The sequence below is a fragment of the Acidobacteriota bacterium genome (assembly GCA_012729555.1).
GTDB lineage: Bacteria > Acidobacteriota > UBA6911 > UBA6911 > UBA6911 > UBA6911.
The window spans coordinates 24,999-43,542 of sequence record JAAYCX010000040.1; the positions used below are offsets into that span (position 1 = coordinate 24,999).

Annotated in this window: 18 protein-coding genes; 10 read left to right on the plus strand and 8 right to left on the minus strand. The window is 65.3% G+C overall.

Annotated elements, in window-relative coordinates; genetic code table 11:
* Nucleotides 1-33 precede the first annotated feature (33 nt).
* Nucleotides 34-897, plus strand: coding sequence for an alpha/beta hydrolase (locus tag GXY47_08140; protein NLV31111.1), 864 nt, complete (start codon nucleotides 34-36; stop codon nucleotides 895-897).
* 15 nt (nucleotides 898-912) lie between these two features.
* Here GXY47_08140 and GXY47_08145 read toward each other — a convergent pair whose 3' ends face one another.
* Both GXY47_08145 and GXY47_08150 read right to left on the minus strand, forming a co-directional pair.
* A complete protein-coding gene (locus tag GXY47_08145; GenBank protein ID NLV31112.1) occupies nucleotides 913-1,500 on the minus strand; it encodes a GTPase domain-containing protein in 588 nt (195 codons plus the stop codon).
* A 30-nt stretch (nucleotides 1,501-1,530) separates the two neighbouring features.
* Entirely contained in the window at nucleotides 1,531-2,013 is a 483-nt protein-coding gene (locus GXY47_08150; GenBank protein NLV31113.1) for a roadblock/LC7 domain-containing protein, read from the minus strand.
* Nucleotides 2,014-2,265: 252 nt separating this feature from the next.
* Between GXY47_08150 and GXY47_08155 the strand changes: the two genes are divergently transcribed.
* Both GXY47_08155 and GXY47_08160 read left to right on the plus strand, forming a co-directional pair.
* Complete coding sequence (locus GXY47_08155; GenBank protein NLV31114.1) at nucleotides 2,266-3,057, plus strand: tetratricopeptide repeat protein; 792 nt, start codon at nucleotides 2,266-2,268, stop codon at nucleotides 3,055-3,057.
* Nucleotides 3,058-3,090: 33 nt separating this feature from the next.
* Nucleotides 3,091-3,510: a hypothetical protein gene (locus GXY47_08160; GenBank protein NLV31115.1), complete on the plus strand. Its 420-nt coding sequence runs from the start codon at nucleotides 3,091-3,093 to the stop codon at nucleotides 3,508-3,510.
* A gap of 16 nt (nucleotides 3,511-3,526) precedes the next feature.
* Here GXY47_08160 and carB read toward each other — a convergent pair whose 3' ends face one another.
* The 4 genes from carB to GXY47_08180 all read right to left on the minus strand — a co-directional run bounded on the left by carB (nucleotide 3,527) and on the right by GXY47_08180 (nucleotide 9,530).
* Nucleotides 3,527-6,784: a carbamoyl-phosphate synthase large subunit gene (gene carB / locus GXY47_08165; GenBank protein ID NLV31116.1), complete on the minus strand. Its 3,258-nt coding sequence runs from the start codon at nucleotides 6,782-6,784 to the stop codon at nucleotides 3,527-3,529.
* Nucleotides 6,751-7,881 carry a glutamine-hydrolyzing carbamoyl-phosphate synthase small subunit gene (carA, locus tag GXY47_08170; GenBank protein NLV31117.1) on the minus strand — a complete coding sequence of 377 codons (1,131 nt, stop codon included), beginning with the start codon at nucleotides 7,879-7,881 and terminating at the stop codon, nucleotides 6,751-6,753. The genes carB and carA overlap by 34 nt, the downstream gene beginning before the upstream one ends.
* A 56-nt stretch (nucleotides 7,882-7,937) precedes the next feature.
* Nucleotides 7,938-8,507 carry a signal peptidase I gene (gene lepB, locus GXY47_08175; protein NLV31118.1) on the minus strand — a complete coding sequence of 190 codons (570 nt, stop codon included), beginning with the start codon at nucleotides 8,505-8,507 and terminating at the stop codon, nucleotides 7,938-7,940.
* A gap of 75 nt (nucleotides 8,508-8,582) precedes the next feature.
* Entirely contained in the window at nucleotides 8,583-9,530 is a 948-nt protein-coding gene (locus GXY47_08180; protein ID NLV31119.1) for an MBL fold metallo-hydrolase, read from the minus strand.
* A 175-nt stretch (nucleotides 9,531-9,705) separates the two neighbouring features.
* Between GXY47_08180 and GXY47_08185 the strand changes: the two genes are divergently transcribed.
* Entirely contained in the window at nucleotides 9,706-11,052 is a 1,347-nt protein-coding gene (locus tag GXY47_08185; protein NLV31120.1) for a radical SAM protein, read from the plus strand.
* A 6-nt stretch (nucleotides 11,053-11,058) separates the two neighbouring features.
* Nucleotides 11,059-11,679 (plus strand): hypothetical protein, encoded by a 621-nt coding sequence (locus GXY47_08190; protein ID NLV31121.1) that lies wholly within the window; start codon nucleotides 11,059-11,061, stop codon nucleotides 11,677-11,679.
* On the opposite strand, the gene GXY47_08195 is transcribed toward GXY47_08190, so the two are convergent.
* Complete coding sequence (locus tag GXY47_08195) at nucleotides 11,676-12,467, minus strand: response regulator (GenBank protein ID NLV31122.1); 792 nt, start codon at nucleotides 12,465-12,467, stop codon at nucleotides 11,676-11,678. The two genes, GXY47_08190 and GXY47_08195, sit on opposite strands and share 4 nt — an antisense overlap.
* 201 nt (nucleotides 12,468-12,668) lie before the next feature.
* Between GXY47_08195 and GXY47_08200 the strand changes: the two genes are divergently transcribed.
* The 5 genes from GXY47_08200 (at nucleotide 12,669) to hflK (ending at nucleotide 17,679) form a co-directional block, all read left to right on the plus strand.
* Complete coding sequence (locus tag GXY47_08200) at nucleotides 12,669-12,971, plus strand: hypothetical protein (protein ID NLV31123.1); 303 nt, start codon at nucleotides 12,669-12,671, stop codon at nucleotides 12,969-12,971.
* A gap of 2 nt (nucleotides 12,972-12,973) precedes the next feature.
* Nucleotides 12,974-13,912 (plus strand): GNAT family N-acetyltransferase, encoded by a 939-nt coding sequence (locus GXY47_08205; protein NLV31124.1) that lies wholly within the window; start codon nucleotides 12,974-12,976, stop codon nucleotides 13,910-13,912.
* A gap of 120 nt (nucleotides 13,913-14,032) precedes the next feature.
* Nucleotides 14,033-15,802, plus strand: a complete 1,770-nt coding sequence (locus tag GXY47_08210; GenBank protein NLV31125.1) for a protease modulator HflK family protein — start codon at nucleotides 14,033-14,035, stop codon at nucleotides 15,800-15,802.
* A gap of 13 nt (nucleotides 15,803-15,815) precedes the next feature.
* Nucleotides 15,816-16,694, plus strand: a complete 879-nt coding sequence (gene hflC / locus GXY47_08215; protein ID NLV31126.1) for a protease modulator HflC — start codon at nucleotides 15,816-15,818, stop codon at nucleotides 16,692-16,694.
* 16 nt (nucleotides 16,695-16,710) lie between these two features.
* The gene (gene hflK, locus GXY47_08220; GenBank protein NLV31127.1) at nucleotides 16,711-17,679 is read left to right on the plus strand and encodes an FtsH protease activity modulator HflK; all 969 of its coding nucleotides are present in this window, start codon (nucleotides 16,711-16,713) and stop codon (nucleotides 17,677-17,679) included.
* A gap of 33 nt (nucleotides 17,680-17,712) precedes the next feature.
* Here hflK and GXY47_08225 read toward each other — a convergent pair whose 3' ends face one another.
* Nucleotides 17,713-18,414, minus strand: a complete 702-nt coding sequence (locus GXY47_08225) for a hypothetical protein (protein ID NLV31128.1) — start codon at nucleotides 18,412-18,414, stop codon at nucleotides 17,713-17,715.
* Nucleotides 18,415-18,544 lie beyond the last annotated feature (130 nt).

Consider the following 18,544-nt stretch of genomic DNA (forward strand, 5'->3'; position numbering starts at 1 on the left):
ACCCGCGGATTGCGCGGCGGAGCGGAAACGTCCATGTCCAAAGAACCGATCTCCCAGTTTTATTATTCCCACCGGCTGAAACTCCATTTCTGGGACTGGGGGGACGACGGGAAGCCGTGCCTGATCCTGGTCCATGGGGGGATGGACCACGCCCGCAGCTGGGACCGGATCGCCGACGCTTTTTCCGAAGACTTCCGGATCATCGCCCCCGACCTGCGCGGGCACGGGGACAGCAGCTGGGCGCCCGGGGCGGTCTACAGCTTCGCCGAATACCTCCTCGATCTCGCCACCCTGGTCGACATCGTCGGCGGCCGGACCGTCCACCTGATCGGCCATTCCCTGGGGGCCGCCATCGTGCTGCAGTACGCCGGCCTCTTTCCGGACCGGGTGTGCAAGGCGGTGGCCGTCGAGGGGGTCGTCCCCCCACCCGCACTGGCCGTGCCGCGGCCGGCCTGGGAACGGATGCGGGAGTGGATCGAGGCGGTGAGGGATTGCGAGCGGCGGACGCCGCACCGTTACCCCGATCTCGCGGCCGCCAGCGAACGGATGCACCGGGAGAACCCCTACCTCACGGACGAAATGGCGCGCCACCTGACGCTCTTCGGATCGAACTGGAACCCCGACGGGACCCTTACCTGGAAATTCGACAATTTTATCCGCGCCATCCCCCCGTATTCCTTCAACATGAGGGAGGCACGCGAGATCTGGAGCCAGATCCGCTGCCCGGTACTCCTGTTTCACGGGCTGGAGAGTTTCACGGAGGATCCTGAAAAGGGGGGGCTGGTGGACGCAATCCCCCGATACCGGCTGGTCCGGGTCCCCGAAGCCGGCCACTGGGTGCACCACGACCGGCGGTCGCTCTTCATCGAGGAAACGCGCCGTTTCTTCGCCGGGTAGGGAGCGGCGCGCCCCTCAGGCGCTTTTTCTCAACTCGACCAGGACCTGCCGGGCCACCGCCTTCAGGGTGGGGAGCACCCCGACCCCCTGCGGGGCCACCGCCTCGATGCAGGGCTCCCCCTTGACCAGGAGCTGCCTCCGGAGTTCCTCGACCGGCAGGGCGCCGGGGAGATCGCGCTTGTTCAGCTGCAGCACGTAGGGGATCGTGGCGAGATCGAACCCCTGCTCCCTGAGGTTCTCCGCGAGGTTGGACACCGATTCCAGGTTGGCGTCCATGCGCTCCTCCTGGGAATCGGCAACGAAAACCACCCCGTCCACCCCCTTGAGGATCAGCTTGCGGCTGCTGTCGTAAAACACCTGGCCCGGCACCGTGTAGAGGTGGAACCGGGTGCGGAACCCCCGGATCTGCCCGAATTCGATCGGGAGGAAATCGAAAAAGAGGGTCCTTTCGGTCTCGGTGGCCAGGGAAATCAGCTTCCCCTTGTTCTCGGCGCTGGTGATCTGGTACACGTACTGCAGGTTGGTGGTCTTCCCCCCCAGTCCGGGCCCGTAGTAAACGATCTTGCAGTTGATTTCCCGTGCTACGTAATTTATGAAAGTCACCGTTGATCCCTTGCGTTACATGGAAATGATTTAGCTGCCCAGGAGTTCTTCAAGCTCCGCATCGCTGAACTGGGGCAGGGAGGAGGCCGGCTCCGTCTTTTCGATCCGGCGCTGAAAATCCCGGATCACGTCCTCGATCAGCAGCGTGGTGTGCTTGCATTTGTAGCGCACCAGCCCGGAGGATGCGGTGGCGTCGAAGACCAGGACCAGGGAAAACCGCTTCATCAGGTCGGAAATGAACAGGCTGCGCTGCCTTCCCTGATGGACCAGTACGGAAAACTCCCGTTCCCCGACAATATTGGCCAGGCCGTCGGTGGCGGCGAGATTGGCCGCCGCCAGCGATGAAAGCGCCGTGCAATCAATATTTTCGGTCGATCCGGATATGACGATGGGTTGCCCGCTCCGGCTGATCAGCAGCACCAGCTCCGCCCGCAACTCCCTCTGCATCTTGGACAAAATCGCCTGAATGCGCTGAAACTCCAGTTCATGCAAATCGAAAGTGGGAGAACTCACGTTTCCGCTGCCTACATAAGATGTTTATGATCAACATTTATGTCGATGGGAGCGATCCCCGTCCGACACGGCCGCCTGCTTCCGCCTCCGCCCCGCCGCGGTTGCTCCGGACGCGGCCCGCGGGGCGTTCCTATCTTGCACTTGACTTATCGACGGAATTTTCCTAATAATAACGTCAAATTAGGGGATCTTTGGTCCCTGCGGGGTAAGTATTTAACAGTTAATGATTTATTAGGCTTAAGCGGGATATTGATGGCGAGGGCGGCGGCACAGAAGGGAAAGGCGAAACCAAAGGCCAAAGAGGCGGCGCGGGCGGCGGCGAAGAAAAAGCCGAAAACGGCTCCCGGCGGCGCCAAGGGGGGCGCCACCCCGAAAGCCAAAGCTTCCCCGGGGAAGGAAAAGCCCAAAAAGGCCGCCACGGGAGGAAAACGGGCGGCTCCCCCGGCCCGCAAACGGGCTGCGGCCCCGGCCGGACGGACGTTCACGGGTACATCCCTCGTCCCTCCCCCGGAAGCCCCGCGCCTGCTGCGCCAGACCAAAAATACCTCCGCCGCCCTGACGCTCCTGGAAAAGGGGATCGAACTCCTCTTCGCCAGGGAGATCCGGAAGGCGCGCGCGGAATTCGACGCCCTCCTCTCCCATTACCCCGCGGAACTGGAGATCGTGGCGCGCGCACGCACCTACCTGCAGATCTGCGACCGGGAGGAGGCGGGCCGGAAGAAGTCCCCCGCAAACCCCGACGAGATCTACGCCCTCGGAATCATGGAACACAACCAGGGCGACTACGACCGGGCGATCGCCCATTTCCGCAAATCCCTGGAAAAGCACCCGGAAGCGGACTACATCCACTATTCCATGGCCGCTTCGCTGGCGATGAAGGGGGAAGCGGACGCGGCGGTCGAAAACCTGCGCCGGGCGATTGAGCTCAACGAAGACAGCCGGGTTCACGCCAGGAACGATGCCGACTTTGCCTCGCTGGAGTCGCATCCGGAATTCCAGGCGCTGGTCGGCCTTCCCTCTCCCCAGCCCTCAGGCCCGGCATAGACGTCCCCGGAAAATGGAGCTCCCCCGACCGTCATGACCAGCATGATCTTCTGCAGGAATTGCACCCATTGGGTGGACGAGCCCCTGGACGAGATCGAATCGGACCGGGGGGCGCACCCCCACCTCTTCATGGCATGCCGGCTGCTCGGGCCGGTCGAGCACCCGGAACAGGCACGGAGCTGCGCCCATTACGCGGAGAGCCAGGAGCTCTTCTCCCTCTGCCGCAGTTGCGGCATCGTGGTTCCCAAGGTCTGCATCTCGCTGGGGGAATGCGTCAACTGTACCGACACCGATCTCTTCTGCACCGAATCGTGCATCGGGGGGGAAAAGCGCAAGTACTGCACCCATTTCGTGCGCCTCCACACCGAGGGTCTCAAGCTCATCGACGACCGGAACCAGGTCTTCGACCTCTTCCCCACCCTGGATCTGCCGGGGAAGAAAAAGACACCCTGACCCGCATCGACGCCGCCTACCCGGCATGGTATTCCTGGAGGCTGCGGACCGTCAGCTCCTCGTTCTGAAGGGCGCGGATGGCGCTCCCCGCCGCCGCGGCCCCGCTCAGGGTGGTGATGCAGGGGACCCCGTACTGCAGCGCCGCCCGCCGGATCACCTTGTCGTCCAGGTGCGACCTCCTCCCCAGCGGCGTGTTGATGATCAGGTCGATCTTGCGGCTCTTGATCAGGTCCTCCACGTTGGGCCGGCCCTCCTCCACCTTGAACACCGAATCGACACGGAGACCGCGCTCGGCGAGGAAATTCCGGGTTCCCGCGGTGGCCACGAGCCCGAGCCCCAGCGCCGCGAGGTCCCGGGCGATGGGCAGAAGGGTCTCCTTGTCCTCGTCGTTGACGCTCAGAAACACCCTCCCGCTTTTCGGCAGGCGGAGGCCCGCGGCCAGCTGGGCCTTGGCGAAGGCGCTGCCGAAGCTCGCGGCCACCCCCATCACCTCCCCGGTCGATTTCATCTCGGGCCCGAGAATGGGGTCGACCCCCGGGAACTTCCCGAAGGGGAAGACGGGGGACTTCACGAAGCAGTGCCGCACCTGGAGATCCCCCGTGATCCCGAGGTCGCGCAGCTTCTCCCCCGCCATGACCCGCGCGGCGATCTTCGCCAGCGGGACTCCGGTGGCCTTGCTGACATAGGGGACGGTGCGCGAGGCGCGGGGGTTCACCTCCAGCACGTAGACGTCGTCGTTCTGGGTGGCGAACTGGATGTTCATCAGGCCGACCACGCCCAGCGCCCTGCCGAGCCGCCGGGTGAAATCCCTCATCCGCTCGAGCATCCCGGGGTCGATCATGATGGGGGGGAGCACCGAAGTGCTGTCCCCGCTGTGGATGCCCGCCGCCTCGATATGCTCCATCACCGCCGCGATAACCACCGCATCGCCGTCACAGAGCGCGTCCACGTCGTACTCGAACGCGTTCTCCAGAAACCGGTCGATCAGCACCGGGTGCTCCGGGGAGGCCTCTACCGCGTTGGCCATGTAATCGTCGAGCGAGTCCCGGTCGTACACGATCGACATGGCCCGGCCGCCGAGCACGTAGGAGGGACGGACCAGGACCGGGTACCCGATCCGGGCGGCCACCTCCCGGGCCTCCTCCCGGCTCCTCGCGGTGCCGTTTTCGGGCTGCGGGATCCCGAGCTCCCCGAGCAGCCGCCCGAACCGGCTGCGGTCCTCGGCCAGGTCGATATTCCCCGGCGCGGTGCCGATGACGGGGACCCCCGCCCGCTCGAGCGCCAGGGCGAGCTTGAGGGGCGTCTGCCCCCCGAACTGGACGATGACGCCCGCCGGCTTCTCGACGGCGACGATCTCCATCACGTCTTCGTACGTCAGCGGCTCGAAATAGAGGCGGTCGGAGGTGTCGTAGTCGGTCGAGACCGTTTCCGGGTTGCAGTTCACCATCAGGGTCTCGTAGCCCGCCTCCTTGAGCGCGAACGCCGCGTGGCAGCAGCAGTAGTCGAACTCCAGCCCCTGCCCTATCCGGTTGGGTCCGCTGCCGAGCACCATGATCTTCTTCCGGTCCGTGGGGGCCGCCTCGCACTCGCTCTCGTAGGTGGAGTAGAGATAGGGGGTGAAGGACTCGAATTCCGCGGCGCAGGTGTCCACCCGCTTGAAGACCGGGCGCACGCCCGCCTCGCGCCGCCGCCGCATCACCTCGAGGGCGGAGGGGGCGCCGCCCACAGCGGCGGGGGGGACTTCGCCGGGAGCGGCGCCCGCGGCGGCGCCGGAAGCCAGCAGCTCGGCGATCCCCGCGTCGGAAAACCCCGAGCGCTTGCACTCGAGGAGCAGGCCGGGCGGCAGGCTCCCGGGCGTGTGCCCCTCGAGCCGGCGCTCGAGTTCGACGATCTCCCGGAGCTGGCCGAGAAACCAGGGGTCGATGCGGGTCTTGGAATGGAGCTCCTCCACCCCCATTCCGGCGCGCAGCGCGTGGTGGACGGCGGCCAGGCGTTCGGGCCGCGGCGTGACCAGAAAATGGTCCAGCGACTCGGGGCTCACCCGTTCCGACAGGAGCGTCTTCCCGCTTTCGAGCGAGCGCACCCCCTTGAGCAGAGCCTCCTTGAACGTGCGCCCGATCGCCATCACCTCCCCCACCGACTTCATCTGGGTGCCCAGGGTGGGGTCGGAGTCCCGGAATTTCTCGAAATTCCATTTGGGGATCTTGGCGACGACGTAATCGATGGTGGGCTCGAAGCAGGCGGGAGTCTTTTTCGTGATGTCGTTGGGGATCTCGTCGAGCGTGTACCCGACCGCGAGCCTGGCGGCGATCTTCGCGATCGGGAAGCCCGTCGCCTTGGAGGCGAGCGCCGAGCTGCGCGAGACCCGCGGGTTCATCTCGATCACGACCATCTCCCCGTTTTCCGGGTTGACGGCGAACTGGATGTTGGATCCCCCCGTCTCCACCCCCACCCTGCGGATCACCCGGATGGCGGCGTCGCGCAGGCCCTGGTACTCCTTGTCGGAAAGGGTCTGTGCCGGCGCCACGGTGATGGAATCGCCCGTGTGCACCCCCATGGGGTCGAAGTTCTCGATGGAGCAGATGATCACGACGTTGTCGACCAGGTCCCGCATGACCTCCAGTTCGTATTCCTTCCACCCTATCAGCGACTGCTCGACCAGCACCTCGTGCACGGGGGAGATGTCCAGACCCCTGGCTATGATGGCGGCGTATTCCTCGGCGTTGAACGCCGTCCCGCCGCCCGACCCCCCCAGGGTGAAGCTGGGGCGGATGATGGCCGGCAGGCCGTTTTCCGGGAGGTAGTCCATCGCCTCGGCCATGCTCCTGACGACGCGCGACCGGGCGGACCGGAGGCCGATCTCCGTCATCGCGTCCTTGAACTTCCGCCGGTCCTCGGCCACCTCCACCGCGTCGAGCTGGGCGCCGATCATCTCCACGCCGTAGCGCTCCAGGACCCCCGACCGGGCCAGTTCCACGGAAATGTTGAGCCCGGTCTGGCCCCCGACGGTGGGAAGGAGCGCGTCGGGCCTTTCCCGCGCGATGATGGCCTCCACGGTCTCGGCCGTCAGCGGTTCCACGTAGGTGCGGTCCGCCAGGTCGGGATCGGTCATGATGGTCGCCGGGTTGGAATTCACCAGGACGACCTCGAACCCCTCCTGCTTGAGCGCCTTGCAGGCCTGGGTCCCCGAATAATCGAATTCGCAGGCCTGGCCGATCACTATCGGTCCGGACCCGATGATCAGGATCTTGTGAATGTCGGTTCGCTTGGGCATGGGCGTTTCCGGAATTCCAGCATGAGGCGCCTGAATTCCTCGAAAAGATAGTGGGAGTCGTGAGGCCCGGGCGAAGCCTCGGGATGGTACTGCACCGAGAAGGCGGGAACGGCGCGGTGGCGGATTCCCTCCAGGGTCTGGTCGTTCAGGTTCATGTGCGTCAGCTCCACCTGCCCCGCGTCCAGGGAATCGGGGTCCACCGCGAAACCGTGGTTCTGCGCCGTGATCTCCACCCGCCCGTTGTCGAGGTTCCTCACCGGCTGGTTTCCGCCCCGGTGGCCGAACTTGAGCTTGTACGTCTTTCCGCCGAAGGCGAGCCCCATCAGCTGATGCCCCAGGCAGATGCCGAAGACGGGGGTCCGGCCCAGCAACCGGCGGATGTTGTCGACCGGGGTCTCGAGCGGCTCGGGGTCCCCGGGGCCGTTGGAAAGGAAAACCCCGTCCGGCCTGAGCGCGAGCACGTCCTCGGCCGACGTGGAGGCCGGGACCACCGTCAGCCGGCACCCCGCCGCGGCGAGGCGGACCAGGATGTTGCGCTTGATCCCGTAATCGTAGGCGACGACGCTGAGCGGTTCCCGCTCCGGGGCCCCGGCCCCGAACCCGTAGGGTTTCGCGCAGGTGACCGACAAAGCCAGGTCGCGTCCCAGCATGGCGGGGATGGAGCGGGCCCGCCGGACCAGTTCCTCCGGGTCGGCCCCTTCCCCGCCGATCACCCCGCGCATCGCCCCGAGGCTGCGGATGTGGCGCACCAGCGCCCGCGTGTCGACTTCGGAGATCGCGACGATCCCGTGCCGCCTCAGGTAGGCGTCCAGCATCTCCTCCGATCGCCAGTTGGACGCCGTCACGCTGAATTCGCGCGCTACGAAACCCTCGGCGTGGGGGCGGCCCGATTCGACATCCTCCCCGGTGGCGCCGTAATTCCCGATGTGGGGATACGTCATCACCACGATCTGCCCGGCGTAGGAGGGGTCGGTCAGAATCTCCTGGTAGCCCGACATGGAGGTGTTGAAAACCACCTCGCCGCCGGCTTCCCCCAGGGCCCCGAACGCACGCCCGCCGAACATTCTTCCGTCTTCCAGTGCCAGAATCGCCTTCATGGTCAGGATACCCGTATGGATGGAGGGGGGCCGGGGGGGGGCGACGCGGCTTGCGCCTACTTCACCCTGCCGGCCCGGTAAACGGGCCAGTAGCTGAAAAACGCCTTGCCGCAGATCAGCCTCTCGGCCACGAAACCCCAGTTACGACTGTCATTGCTGGAATTGCGGTGATCCCCCAGTACGAAGTACTCTCCTTCGGGGACCACCACCTTGGGAAAGGACCGGGTATCCATATATTCGGGCTTGATATATGGCTCTTCCACCCGCTCCCCGTTCACGACCACGGCGCCGTCACGGATCTCGATTTCGTCCCCCGGCACTCCCAGCACCCTCTTGATGAAGCTCTTGCTGGGATCGCGGGGGTAGGAAAAGACGACCACGTCACCCCGGGCTATGTCCGCAAACTGGTAGACGAAACGGTTTACAAAGATCCGCTCCTGGTCGGCCAGCCGGGGCTGCATACTCGTCCCCTCGACTTTGACCGGCTGGATGACAAAAACCACGATGAAAACGGCTATGGCGAAGGCGACGAGAATATCGCGGAGCCAGGACTTGATTTCGAACGCCCACTTGAATACGGGATCCCCCCGGGGGGATTCCGTTTCAAACGTGCTCTCTTCGTTCATTGTCAAACGCGCTTTTTCCTCAATCTCCGGCATTCGAGGCCTGAAAATTTAAGCTACCAGAGCGGCCGCCCAAACTCAAATGCTTTTAGATGCGGCCCGTGCCCCCAAACGCGGAATCGGGACGCGGTCCAGGTCGGCGAGCACCGTCACGTCGGGAAAGACGCTCCGGGCCTCCTCCAGGTGCTCCCCCGCATCGGGGTACCGCTGGGAGAAATGGCCCAGGGCCAGCCGCCGCGCCCCGGCCTCCCTGGCTGTCCGCGCGGCGTCGGCCGCCGTCGAATGCCCGTACCGGTCCGCCAGCTCCCGGTGAGCGGACAGGAAAGTGGCCTCCATGAGGAGCAGGTCGGCCCCCCGGGCCAGTTCCAGCGCCGTCCGGCAGGGGCGCGTGTCCATGACGAAGGCGAACACGTTGCCGGGCCTCGGCCCGCTCACCTCCTCGAGGCGGACAATGCCCCCCGGCGTCCGCACGCTCCCCCGGCGCTCGAGCTCCCCCACCATCGGTCCGCTCACCCCCGCCGCCGCCAGTCTTTCGGGCAGGAAGCGCCGCCCCTCCGGCTCCTCGATCCGGAAGCCCAGGGCGGGGACCGAGTGGTCGAGTTCCCCCGCCCGCAGCGACCAGTCTTCCGTGCGCCAGACCTCGGCCGTTTCCCCCGCGGCGAGCGCGACCGGGTGCAGGATCATGTCCACCGAAGACTTGTAGATTGCGGCGCGGCAGAGCGCGTCCATGTACTCCTGCCCGCTCGCAGGGTAAAAGAGGTGCACGGGGTGGCGGCAGGACTCGAGCGACAGCCGCTGCACGATTCCCGGGAGCCCCAGGCAATGGTCCCCGTGAAAGTGGGAGATGCAGATGGCGCCGACAACCCCGGCCGGCACTCCCGCCAGCGTCATCTGCCTCTGGGCCCCCTCCCCCGGATCGAACAGAATGCCCGTACCCTCCCAGCGGACGAGGTAGGCGTTGTGGCTCCTCTCCCTCGTGGGGACCTGGCTGCTGGTGCCCAGCGCTATCAATTCCCTGCCGCTCATATCCCCTCATTATGCCCTTTCACCCCTTCGCTTTCAGCCGTTCTTTTCACGGCTGCCCCCCGGCCCCGATTATTTTCCCCGGGGATCATTGGCATTTGACCCGGGGGTTGCTATAATTGCCCGTTTTCCGTTGCAGGGTCGTTTCCATTCGGGGCATTCAGGAACAGGACTATCCGTGGACATCGTCGTACTCAGCGCCAGCAGACACAAGAACTGTACCCTCAAGGACGTCGCCGGGGGATTCGGAACCGTTTTCACCGTGGGGGATTCCCCATTCGCACGGCTGCTGGAAATCGCCAAGCGCCGGATCGCGGCGATCCCCAACATCACCCTCGCCTACCTCGACTCCCTGCTGACCTCGCACGGGGCCTCCGTCCGCATCCTCGACGTCCGGCGCGCCGACCAGCTCGTCCCGGCCGACCTCTACCTCGTCTCCTCCTCGATCGTCGACTGCAATTTCGAGCGCGAACTCGGCTGGGAGGCCAGGAGCCGCTTCGGCGCCCGCGTCGGCTATTTCGGGACCTTCGCCTCGGCCGTGCCCGATTTCTACTCCGAAAGCGCCGATTTCGTCCTGCGGGGGGAGATCGAGAACATGGCCCCGGCCCTGGCCCGCGGGGACATCCCCTCCGGCGTGGTGGACGCCGGTTTTGTCGGCGACCTGGACGCCCTCCCGTTCCCGAGCTGGGACCAGTTCGATATCCAGCGCTTCCGGTACCAGATCGTCACGGGCCGGGGCATCACCCTCCCCATGCTCGGAAGCCGGGGATGCCCCTATACCTGCAACTACTGCCCCTACCGGGTCAACTCGAAATACCGCGTCCGCACCCCCGAGAGCGTCGTCGACGAGATCGACTACCTGCACCGGAAATACAGCATCCACGGCATCTCCTTCCGCGACCCCAACATGACCTTCAGCCGCAGCCGCGCACGGCGGTTCGCCGATCTCCTGCTCCGCCACAACCTCGATATCCGCTGGGGGATGGAGGCGCGCACCGACCGGCTGGACCCCGAACTCATCGGGCTCCTTTACCGCTCGGGGCTGCGCAGCGTCGAGGTGGGGGTGGAATCCTCCGACCCGGACACCCTGCGGGCCAGCCACCGCAAGGCCATCGCGCGCGAGCAGCAGGAGCGCGTCATCGAGTGCTGCCACCGGCTGGGGATCCGCGTCATCGCCAATTACACCTTCGGTCTCCCCGACGACACGGTCGAGGGGATCCGGGACACCATCCGCTACGCCAAGAAGCTGAACACCTTCGCCATCCAGTTCACGGTCACCACCCCCTACCCCGGCACCCCGTTCTACGACAACGTCAAGGACGATATCTTCGAGCGGGACTGGGAGTGCTTCAACGGGTGGACCAACGTCTTCCGCCATCCCTCCATCGGGACGGAGGACCTTCACCGGCTCAGGGAATTCGCCTACGTGTCCTATCACCTCCGGCCGCGCTACGTCTGGCGCTTCCTGGAATCGACCGTCCTGCACCCGTGGCGCTTCCCCGACCCGCGGCCCGCGGCCGCCTGAGGCGCCATGACGCAGAGCGACCCCGAAAGGCACCGGCGCCGCCTCGAAGCCCTGGGCCGGATCTCGCCCGCCGTCGCCCACGACATCAACAACCTCCTCTCGGGGATTCTGGGCTACTGCCAGATGGCGCAGGGAGATCCCGGGAGGGAGGAGCTCGGCCTCTGCCTGGAGGAGATCGACAGATCGGGCCGGCGCATCGCCTCGCTGGCCAAAATTCTCCAGATCCTGCGCCCCCGCTCCGAGGGCTTGCCGGAGACCTTCGACCTCGACGCCCTCATAGGGGACCTGGAGAAATACCTCCGCTTCCTGGTCGAGCCCGAAAACGGCTTTTCCTTCACCCCCGGGAGCGGCCTGCCCCCGGTCCGCGCCGACCGCTGGCTCCTTGGCCGGGCCCTCTTCCTCCTGGCCGTCGATGCCGCGGGCCCAGGCCCGAAACCGGGTGTCTTCGAGCTCGAAACCCGGCCCGCCGCCGGGGGGGAGGTCCTGCTGCTGGCCACCCTGCCCGGAATCCCGGACCCGGGAGATCTGAGTGAGGATATCGGGGAGATCGTCCGACGGTGCGGCGGAAGGCTGACGACCGGGCCCGTGCCGGCCCTTCACCTCTATTTCCCGGCCGCGACCGGCTAGGCTTCGTCCGCGCCGCTCTTCAGGAGCAGTTCCAGCTTTTTCCGGATATCGGCGAGATCCTTGGACTTGAAGGAGTTCTTCGTCTTGACGAGCACGTCGACCGTTTCCCGGACGGCCGACTCGTAGGCCGCCAGCCTGCGGCAGTGCATCAGGCGGCACACGTCGGCCTGCCCCTCGGGAATCCCCCGGTTGAGGGTACCGATGGCGTTGACCAGGCTCAGGGAGAGGTCGGTGAAGCCCTGCACCGCTTCCCCGAGGTACCAGTTGAGGTCGCCGCTGTGAACCCCTCCCCGCCCGCCGGCGTCGGCCTTCATCACCGCCGCCTCCAGCCGGTTCACCCGCTCGAGCCAGGAACCGAAGCCCTTGCGCGCGCTTCGCATGACGCGGACCACGCGCGCCTTCTCGATGGCGCCGCGCGCGGTCTCCAAAAACTCGGGGAGGTCCAGCGGTTTTTCCCGGTAGTCCACCACCGCCAGCCGCAGCGACTCCACCGCCGTGTGCAGGGTGGGGTTCCCGGTGACGACGATGACGGGGAGGAAATCGCTGGCCTGCGGCCGGTCGCGCAGGAATTCCAGGTCGGTGTTCCCGGGCATGTTGATGTCGATCACGAGCAGGTCGTAGGGCGCCTCGGCCAGGGCGCGGGCCGCCTCCTCGGAGGTGCGGACGCAGTCGCACACGTACCCGTGGTTGCGGAAGAAGAGGGAGGTCGGCTCGAGGAACACGTCCTCGTCGTCGGCGATCAGAATCCTGTCGGCCGCCGTCCCCGTCGCATCGATCGCTGTTTGCATGTTCCTAACCCCCTGGTCTCCGTGCTCCAGCCTAGCATCGGCCGCTTTCGGTGTCAATCATGCCTCCGCCGGCCGGCGCAGACAGGTGGCGACGGCGGACCGTTTTGCGGTATGATGGCGCCCGGGCGCCGACCGGCGCATAATGGCCCGGGCCGGAGCCGTCGATAAGGCAGGCGGCTCGAAAGACTGGAGCGTTTCCGCATGCAGAGCGAGGATGAAAAACCGGCGGCGCCGAGGGTCAAGGTGACCGGCCTGAACGACAACCTGGATTTTCTGGGCACGCCGCTGCACGTCCAGACCGAGAGCCTGCAGCTGCCCGAAGCCCGCATCGTGACCCAGGTCTTCAGCAAGGGCCGCATCCTCTTCTCCCGGAAATCGGACATCCCCCCGGAGTTCCTCCTGTCGGGCGATCCCGAACCGGTGCGCGCCCTCATGCGCTCCCAGCACTCGAGCGTCCTGGGCGAGATCGCCGACAAACAGAAGCGGATCCAGGCGAAATCCTGAACATGGCCGACCGGCGCTTCCTCCCCATAAGCCGCGTGGCCCCCGAGAGCCTCCTGCCGCTGCTCGAGGAGGAGGCGGCGGCCTGGCTCGCCGATCTCCGGTGGGACTACGCCCCGATCCGGCAGATCCTGGTTTCCCTCGCCCGGCGCAGGCTCCTGCCCGGCTACGCGGCGCTGGACGGCGCCGGCCGGGCGGTGGCCTACAGCTATTTCCTCGTCACCCGCTCGAAGGGCGTCATCGGCGCCCTGTACGCCTCCCGCTCCCTCCCGCCCGAGGAGCCGCTCGACCGCCTGCTCGCGCTCACCGTGGACGGCCTCAAGGGGTCCCCCGCCATCCGGCGCGTGGAGGCCCAGATCATGCCCTTCCACCGGCGGGACCCCACCGAGGGATTCACCCGCCGCGCTTTCCGCCACTGGGCGCGCCAGTACCTCGAGCGCGCGCTCACCGCGGGGGACGAACACCACGCGCCGGCGCCCGGGAAGATCATCCCCTGGGACGCCGCCCGCCTGGAGGACACCGGGGGGGTGACGCTCGCGGCCTACCGCGAACAGGCCGACGCGGAAATCTGCGCCGATTACGGCACCCGGGCGGGGTGCGAGGCGTACGTGCGGAGCCTGGTCGGCAACCCCGGCTGCGGCATCTTCATGCCCGCGGCCTCCTTCATGGCCCTGGACGAGGCGGGAGCCCCCTGCGCCTACATCGTCTGCAGCCGCATCTCCGCCCGCGCTGCGATGATCCCCCAGATCGCCGTCCACCCCGCGCGCCAGGGGAACGGACTCGGGCGCGCGCTGATGGCCCGCACCCTGGCCCGGCTGTACCACACCGGCTTCGAGTCGGTCAGCCTCACGGTCACCGAGCGCAACGCCCGCGCCTTCGACTGGTACCGCCGGCTCGGCTTTCTCCCCCGCAGGCGATTCGGCGCCTACGTCTGGGAGCGGTGAATCCCGTCTCCCATAAAGCATTTTCACCCGGTCCTGTGATATATTGGCCCGTCGATGCCGATACCATGAGAGCCCTCCCGAAGGCGCATCGGGCGGTGGACCCTGAATGAAGGCGGATTGATGAACACCAAGATCCGGACCTCGCTGATCGCGATTTCCATCACGCTCGGCCTCACGCTGCTCAAGTTCCTTTTCTATTTCCTGTCGGGAAGCATCGCGGTCCTGTCGGAAGCGTGGCACAGCTTCAGCGACATCACCACGTCGGTGCTGGTTCTCTTCGCCCTCTGGAGGAGTGCGTCCCTGGCCCGGCGCCCCCCCCAGCCCGCCGCCGAAGGCGGGCGGGCCGACGGGCCGGCGCGCCCCCTTGGTTTTTGGCGATTCATGGGCCGGCTCTTCGGCGAACAGATCGAGAGCACCAGTTCCCTCCTGATCGGCGTCTTCCTCACCTTCATCTCCGTCTCCCTGATCCTCAACGCCTGGTCCACGAAGATCGTCCTCATCCAGCGGCCGCTGCTGACCGGGATCCTGTTTTTGATCCTTTCGGCCGGCTCCTATTTTCTTTTCAGGTTTCTTTCGGACGTGGGGCGCGCCGAGAACTCCGCGGCCCTGATCTCCGACGGGCTGCATTCCAAGGGGGACATGGCATGCTCCTCCCTGGCCGGCCTGTCGCTCATCCTCTACCATTTCGGCATCAACATCGACCGCTGGGTGAGCCTCGCCATCGCGCTGCTGATCCTCTCTTTCGGGGTGGAAATCCTCTTCAACGTCTTCGCCCACCTCTACGGGAAGCGCCGGGACTTCCGGATGCGCTACCGCTTCCTCGAGATCCTGGGCATCGGGTTCGAAAAAGAGACCTATCTCCGCCTCTTCCGGTGGATCGACCGGAAATACAGCGTCGACATCCTCAGGTCGACCCTGGTCCGGTACGCCCGCCTGTCGCTCCGGTACTCAGGCTACGCCCTCGCCGGCGCCGCCCTGCTGGCCCTCCTGTACGACATGCGCTTCCAGCTCGAGATGGACGAGCAGGCCGTCGTCGAACGGTTCGGAAAACCCCGGACGACGGAGCCGCTCGGGCCGGGCCTCCATTTCAAGCTGCCGCGGCCCATCGACCGGGTCCGGGTGGTCCAGACCGGCCGGATCCAGGAGCTGTTCCTCGGGAACGTGTCCCAGGAGGAAGAGCGGCCCCTGATCTGGGGAAACGAGCACGGCGAGGAGGTCCACTTCCTCTCGGGCGACAACAACTTCCTCAACCCCTACATCACCCTCCACTACCGGATCCGGAACCTGTACGCCTATTTCTACAACATCGAGAATCCGACGGTGCTGATGGAAAACATCTCCTACAAGATCCTGCAGGATCTCTTCACCGCCAAGCCCTTCTACGACATCGCCATCACCTACCGCCGGGAAATGGAATCGGCCGTGGCCACCGCCCTGCAGCAGAGACTCGACGCTCTCGATACCGGAATCGAGGTGGTCGCGGTCAACGTCAAGGACATTCACCCGCCGGTCATGATCTCCGACTCCTTTGAAAACGTGATCGCCTCCTACCAGAAGAAGGAGGAAACGATCAACCTCGCCCTGGAATACCGGAACACCGAAATCCCCGCCTCCCGGGGGGAGGCCTACACCAACGTCAGCGACGCCCGGGCCTACGTCCAGGAAGAGGTGCTCAAGTCGCAGGCCGCGGTGGCCGGCTTCAGGGCGAAGTGGAGCGCCTACCGCAGCCACAAGCCCGTCATCCGCCAGGTGCTCTATTTCACCAGCATCGTGACCGCCCTCGGGGAGCGGGAAAAGATCCTCGTGGACCCCCGTACCGGGGAGCTGGATCTCTACCTGACTTCGGGGGCCGCCGCCCCCCTTCCCGGACCGGGCGGCACAGAGGAATGAGGTCAAGACAGGCATGAAAAGAAACATCATCGTTCTCATAGCGTTGCTGCTGGCCGCCCTTTTCGCCTACGGGTCGTTCTTCACCGTCAACGAGGGGACGAGCGTCATCCTCACCCAGTGGGGGAAGCCGGTCAGGAACCTGGAGGCGGCCGGACTCTATGCCAAGTGGCCCTGGCAGAAGGTGAACGCGTTCGACAAGCGGATCAACTGTTTCGAAGCCCAGACCCTGCAGCTGCTGCTGAAGGACAAGAATCCGATCGTCGCCACCTGTTACGTGGCCTGGAAACTGCACGACCCGAAGCTCTTCTTCCAGTCGCTCAACAACGTCGACAACGCCCGGCTGAAGCTGGGGGACATGGTGAATTCCCAGCTCGGCATCATCGTCAGCGACTACGAGATCGACAAGATCATCAACACCGTGCCCGAACAGGTCAAACTGGGGGAAATCTACAGCCGCCTGCAGGCGGAGTCGGACACGCGCGCGCGGCAGAAGTACGGGATCGAGATCACCGAGGTCGGCATGAAGAAGATCCTCTACCCCGCCCTCGTCAGCAACGCGGTCTACCAGAGGATGAAGGCGGAAAGAACCAAGGAGGCGGTGAAGTACATCGCCGAAGGGGAGGAGGAGGCGACCAGGATCCGGGCCAACACCGACCGGGAGGTCAAGGAGGTGCTGGCCACGGCCTACAAGGAGGCGGAGGAGATCCGGGGGGAGGGGGACCGGCAGGCGCTGAAGATCTACGCCGACGCCTACAGCAAGGACCCGGAGTTCTTCAAGTTCACGAAATCGCTGCAGGTCTATTCCGAGATCATGGACAAGAACACCACCCTGGTTCTTTCGACCGATTCCGAGCTCTTCGAATACCTGAACTCGAGAAAGCTGGTCCGCTGACCGGATGAGCGCACCCATGGAAAAGACGACGCTCCAGCACCTGGAATCGACGGCACGTGCGCTGCTGCGCCATTACGCCCTGGGGATAGGCGCCCTGCTGGCCGTCATCTACCTCGGCTCGGGGTTTTACAAGATTTCGGAAAGCGAGATCGGGGTGGTGCAGCGCTTCGGGAAGGTGATCGACGGCAGCGTGGGGCCCGGCGCCCATTACCGGATCCCCTGGCCCGTCGACAGGGTCACCAAGGTGCCGGTCAGGACGACGCACACCCTGGAAATCACCGACCTGTCCCTCAAGCAGAGTCCGGCCGCCGCCCGCCCCCAGGCGACGCAGCCCCTCTCGGCCTACTGCATCACCGGGGACAACAACATCGTCTTCATCGACTTCCTGATCCGCTACAACATCGTGGAACCGGTCAAGTACCTCTTCATCCTCAACAGCGGCGAGGACTACCTCAGGCACATCGCCTCGGCCGCCGCCGTCCAGAGCCTGGCCACCAAAACGGTGGACGACATCCTCACGGTGGGCAAAAAGAGCGTGGAGGTCTACCTGAAGGAGGAAATCCAGAAGCGGCTCGACCTGCACGACACCGGCCTGGGGGTCGGCGCCATCGAGATCGGCGACGTCTCCCCCCACCGCGGGGTCCGCACCTTCTTCGAGCGCGTCATCAACGCCCAGATCCAGCAGCGGGAGGTGGTGAACAACGCCGAGTCCTACGCCAATGAAAACCTCCCCAGGGCCAAGGGGGAGGCGAGCCGGATCCTGGAGGAGGCCGAGGCCTACAAGTTCGACGTCGTCAGCCGGGCCGAGGGGGACGCCGACCGCTTCAAGAAGCAGTATGACGAATACCGCAAGGCCAAAACGGTGACCAGGCAGAGGCTCTACCTGGACTTCATCCAGCGGAAATTCCCCGAGCTGAAGAAAATCATCCTCGTCGACAACTCCGGCCGGCAGCGGGTCCTGAACCTGCGCATGCTGTCCAACTGATCCCGGAGAATCGCCGCAGGCCTTTTCCTTCTCCTACCGGTCCCTGGCGGCCAGGGCCGCCTCATAGAAATCGGAACGGATCACGTCCAGGTTGGACCCCTCCATGAGGGCGCGGCAGAGGCGCGCGTCCCCGTCGACCCAGACGAGCAGCGTCAGGCCGTCCTCGAATTCGATCCGGTAGTTTTTCAGCTCTATCTTTTTTCCGCCGCTCTCGACCATGTCGGCGTCAAGGGGGAACACCGAAACCCGTTCCACGGCGCCGCCCGGGAGGAGATAGGTCCGGAAGAACTGCTGCCCCCCCTTTCGGAGGTCGTAATGCCGGATCCAGTAGTCGAGGGTATGAAAAGCCGTCGGGTTGAGCAGGAGCATGTCGGGCAGAAAGGGGGTCCTGGATTCCCCGGCGCCCCCTCCCGTCCTGAGGATCTGCTCCCCTTCCAGTTTCATCTCGTACGAATTGTCCTCGCCGGACTCCTGAGCATAGGAGACGGGAAAACGCCCCTCTTTCGGAATCACCATCCGCGTCCGGATCACCCGTTTTTCACTCGAATTCGGGGGCGTCATCTCCTGCTCGGACAGGCACACCCTGTTCCCCCTCAGGTCGGTTTTTTCCGATACGACTTCCTTTCCGACCTGCCGGGTGCCCAGCAGAATGACGTAGGACTGGGAATAACTCTTAAAAAAATTGCACGCATTCACCCCGACCAGGCAGGCCAGGGCAAAAACCACCCACAGCATTCGATTCTTCATGTCACAAAAAGCATCGGGGGGAGTCGATATGTCGTCCAAAGCCGACCTCGGCTCCCCCCGACCTTCTCCGGCAAGGGGACAGGGCCCCCCTGCTTCAAGTCCCATTCACAAACACCTG

Excerpts from the sequence above, each read along its gene's own strand:
- GXY47_08140 (NLV31111.1), top strand. The coding sequence starts at position 34 with ATGTCCAAAGAACCGATCTCCCAGTTTTATTATTCCCACCGGCTGAAA.
- GXY47_08155 (NLV31114.1), top strand. The coding sequence starts at position 2,266 with ATGGCGAGGGCGGCGGCACAGAAGGGAAAGGCGAAACCAAAGGCCAAA.
- GXY47_08160 (NLV31115.1), top strand. The coding sequence starts at position 3,091 with ATGACCAGCATGATCTTCTGCAGGAATTGCACCCATTGGGTGGACGAG.
- carB (NLV31116.1), bottom strand. The coding sequence starts at position 6,784 with ATGCCCAAGCGAACCGACATTCACAAGATCCTGATCATCGGGTCCGGA.
- carA (NLV31117.1), bottom strand. The coding sequence starts at position 7,881 with ATGAAGGCGATTCTGGCACTGGAAGACGGAAGAATGTTCGGCGGGCGT.
- lepB (NLV31118.1), bottom strand. The coding sequence starts at position 8,507 with ATGAACGAAGAGAGCACGTTTGAAACGGAATCCCCCCGGGGGGATCCC.
- GXY47_08180 (NLV31119.1), bottom strand. The coding sequence starts at position 9,530 with ATGAGCGGCAGGGAATTGATAGCGCTGGGCACCAGCAGCCAGGTCCCC.
- GXY47_08190 (NLV31121.1), top strand. The coding sequence starts at position 11,059 with ATGACGCAGAGCGACCCCGAAAGGCACCGGCGCCGCCTCGAAGCCCTG.
- GXY47_08195 (NLV31122.1), bottom strand. The coding sequence starts at position 12,467 with ATGCAAACAGCGATCGATGCGACGGGGACGGCGGCCGACAGGATTCTG.
- GXY47_08200 (NLV31123.1), top strand. The coding sequence starts at position 12,669 with ATGCAGAGCGAGGATGAAAAACCGGCGGCGCCGAGGGTCAAGGTGACC.
- GXY47_08205 (NLV31124.1), top strand. The coding sequence starts at position 12,974 with ATGGCCGACCGGCGCTTCCTCCCCATAAGCCGCGTGGCCCCCGAGAGC.
- GXY47_08210 (NLV31125.1), top strand. The coding sequence starts at position 14,033 with ATGAACACCAAGATCCGGACCTCGCTGATCGCGATTTCCATCACGCTC.
- hflC (NLV31126.1), top strand. The coding sequence starts at position 15,816 with ATGAAAAGAAACATCATCGTTCTCATAGCGTTGCTGCTGGCCGCCCTT.
- hflK (NLV31127.1), top strand. The coding sequence starts at position 16,711 with ATGGAAAAGACGACGCTCCAGCACCTGGAATCGACGGCACGTGCGCTG.
- GXY47_08225 (NLV31128.1), bottom strand. The coding sequence starts at position 18,414 with ATGCTGTGGGTGGTTTTTGCCCTGGCCTGCCTGGTCGGGGTGAATGCG.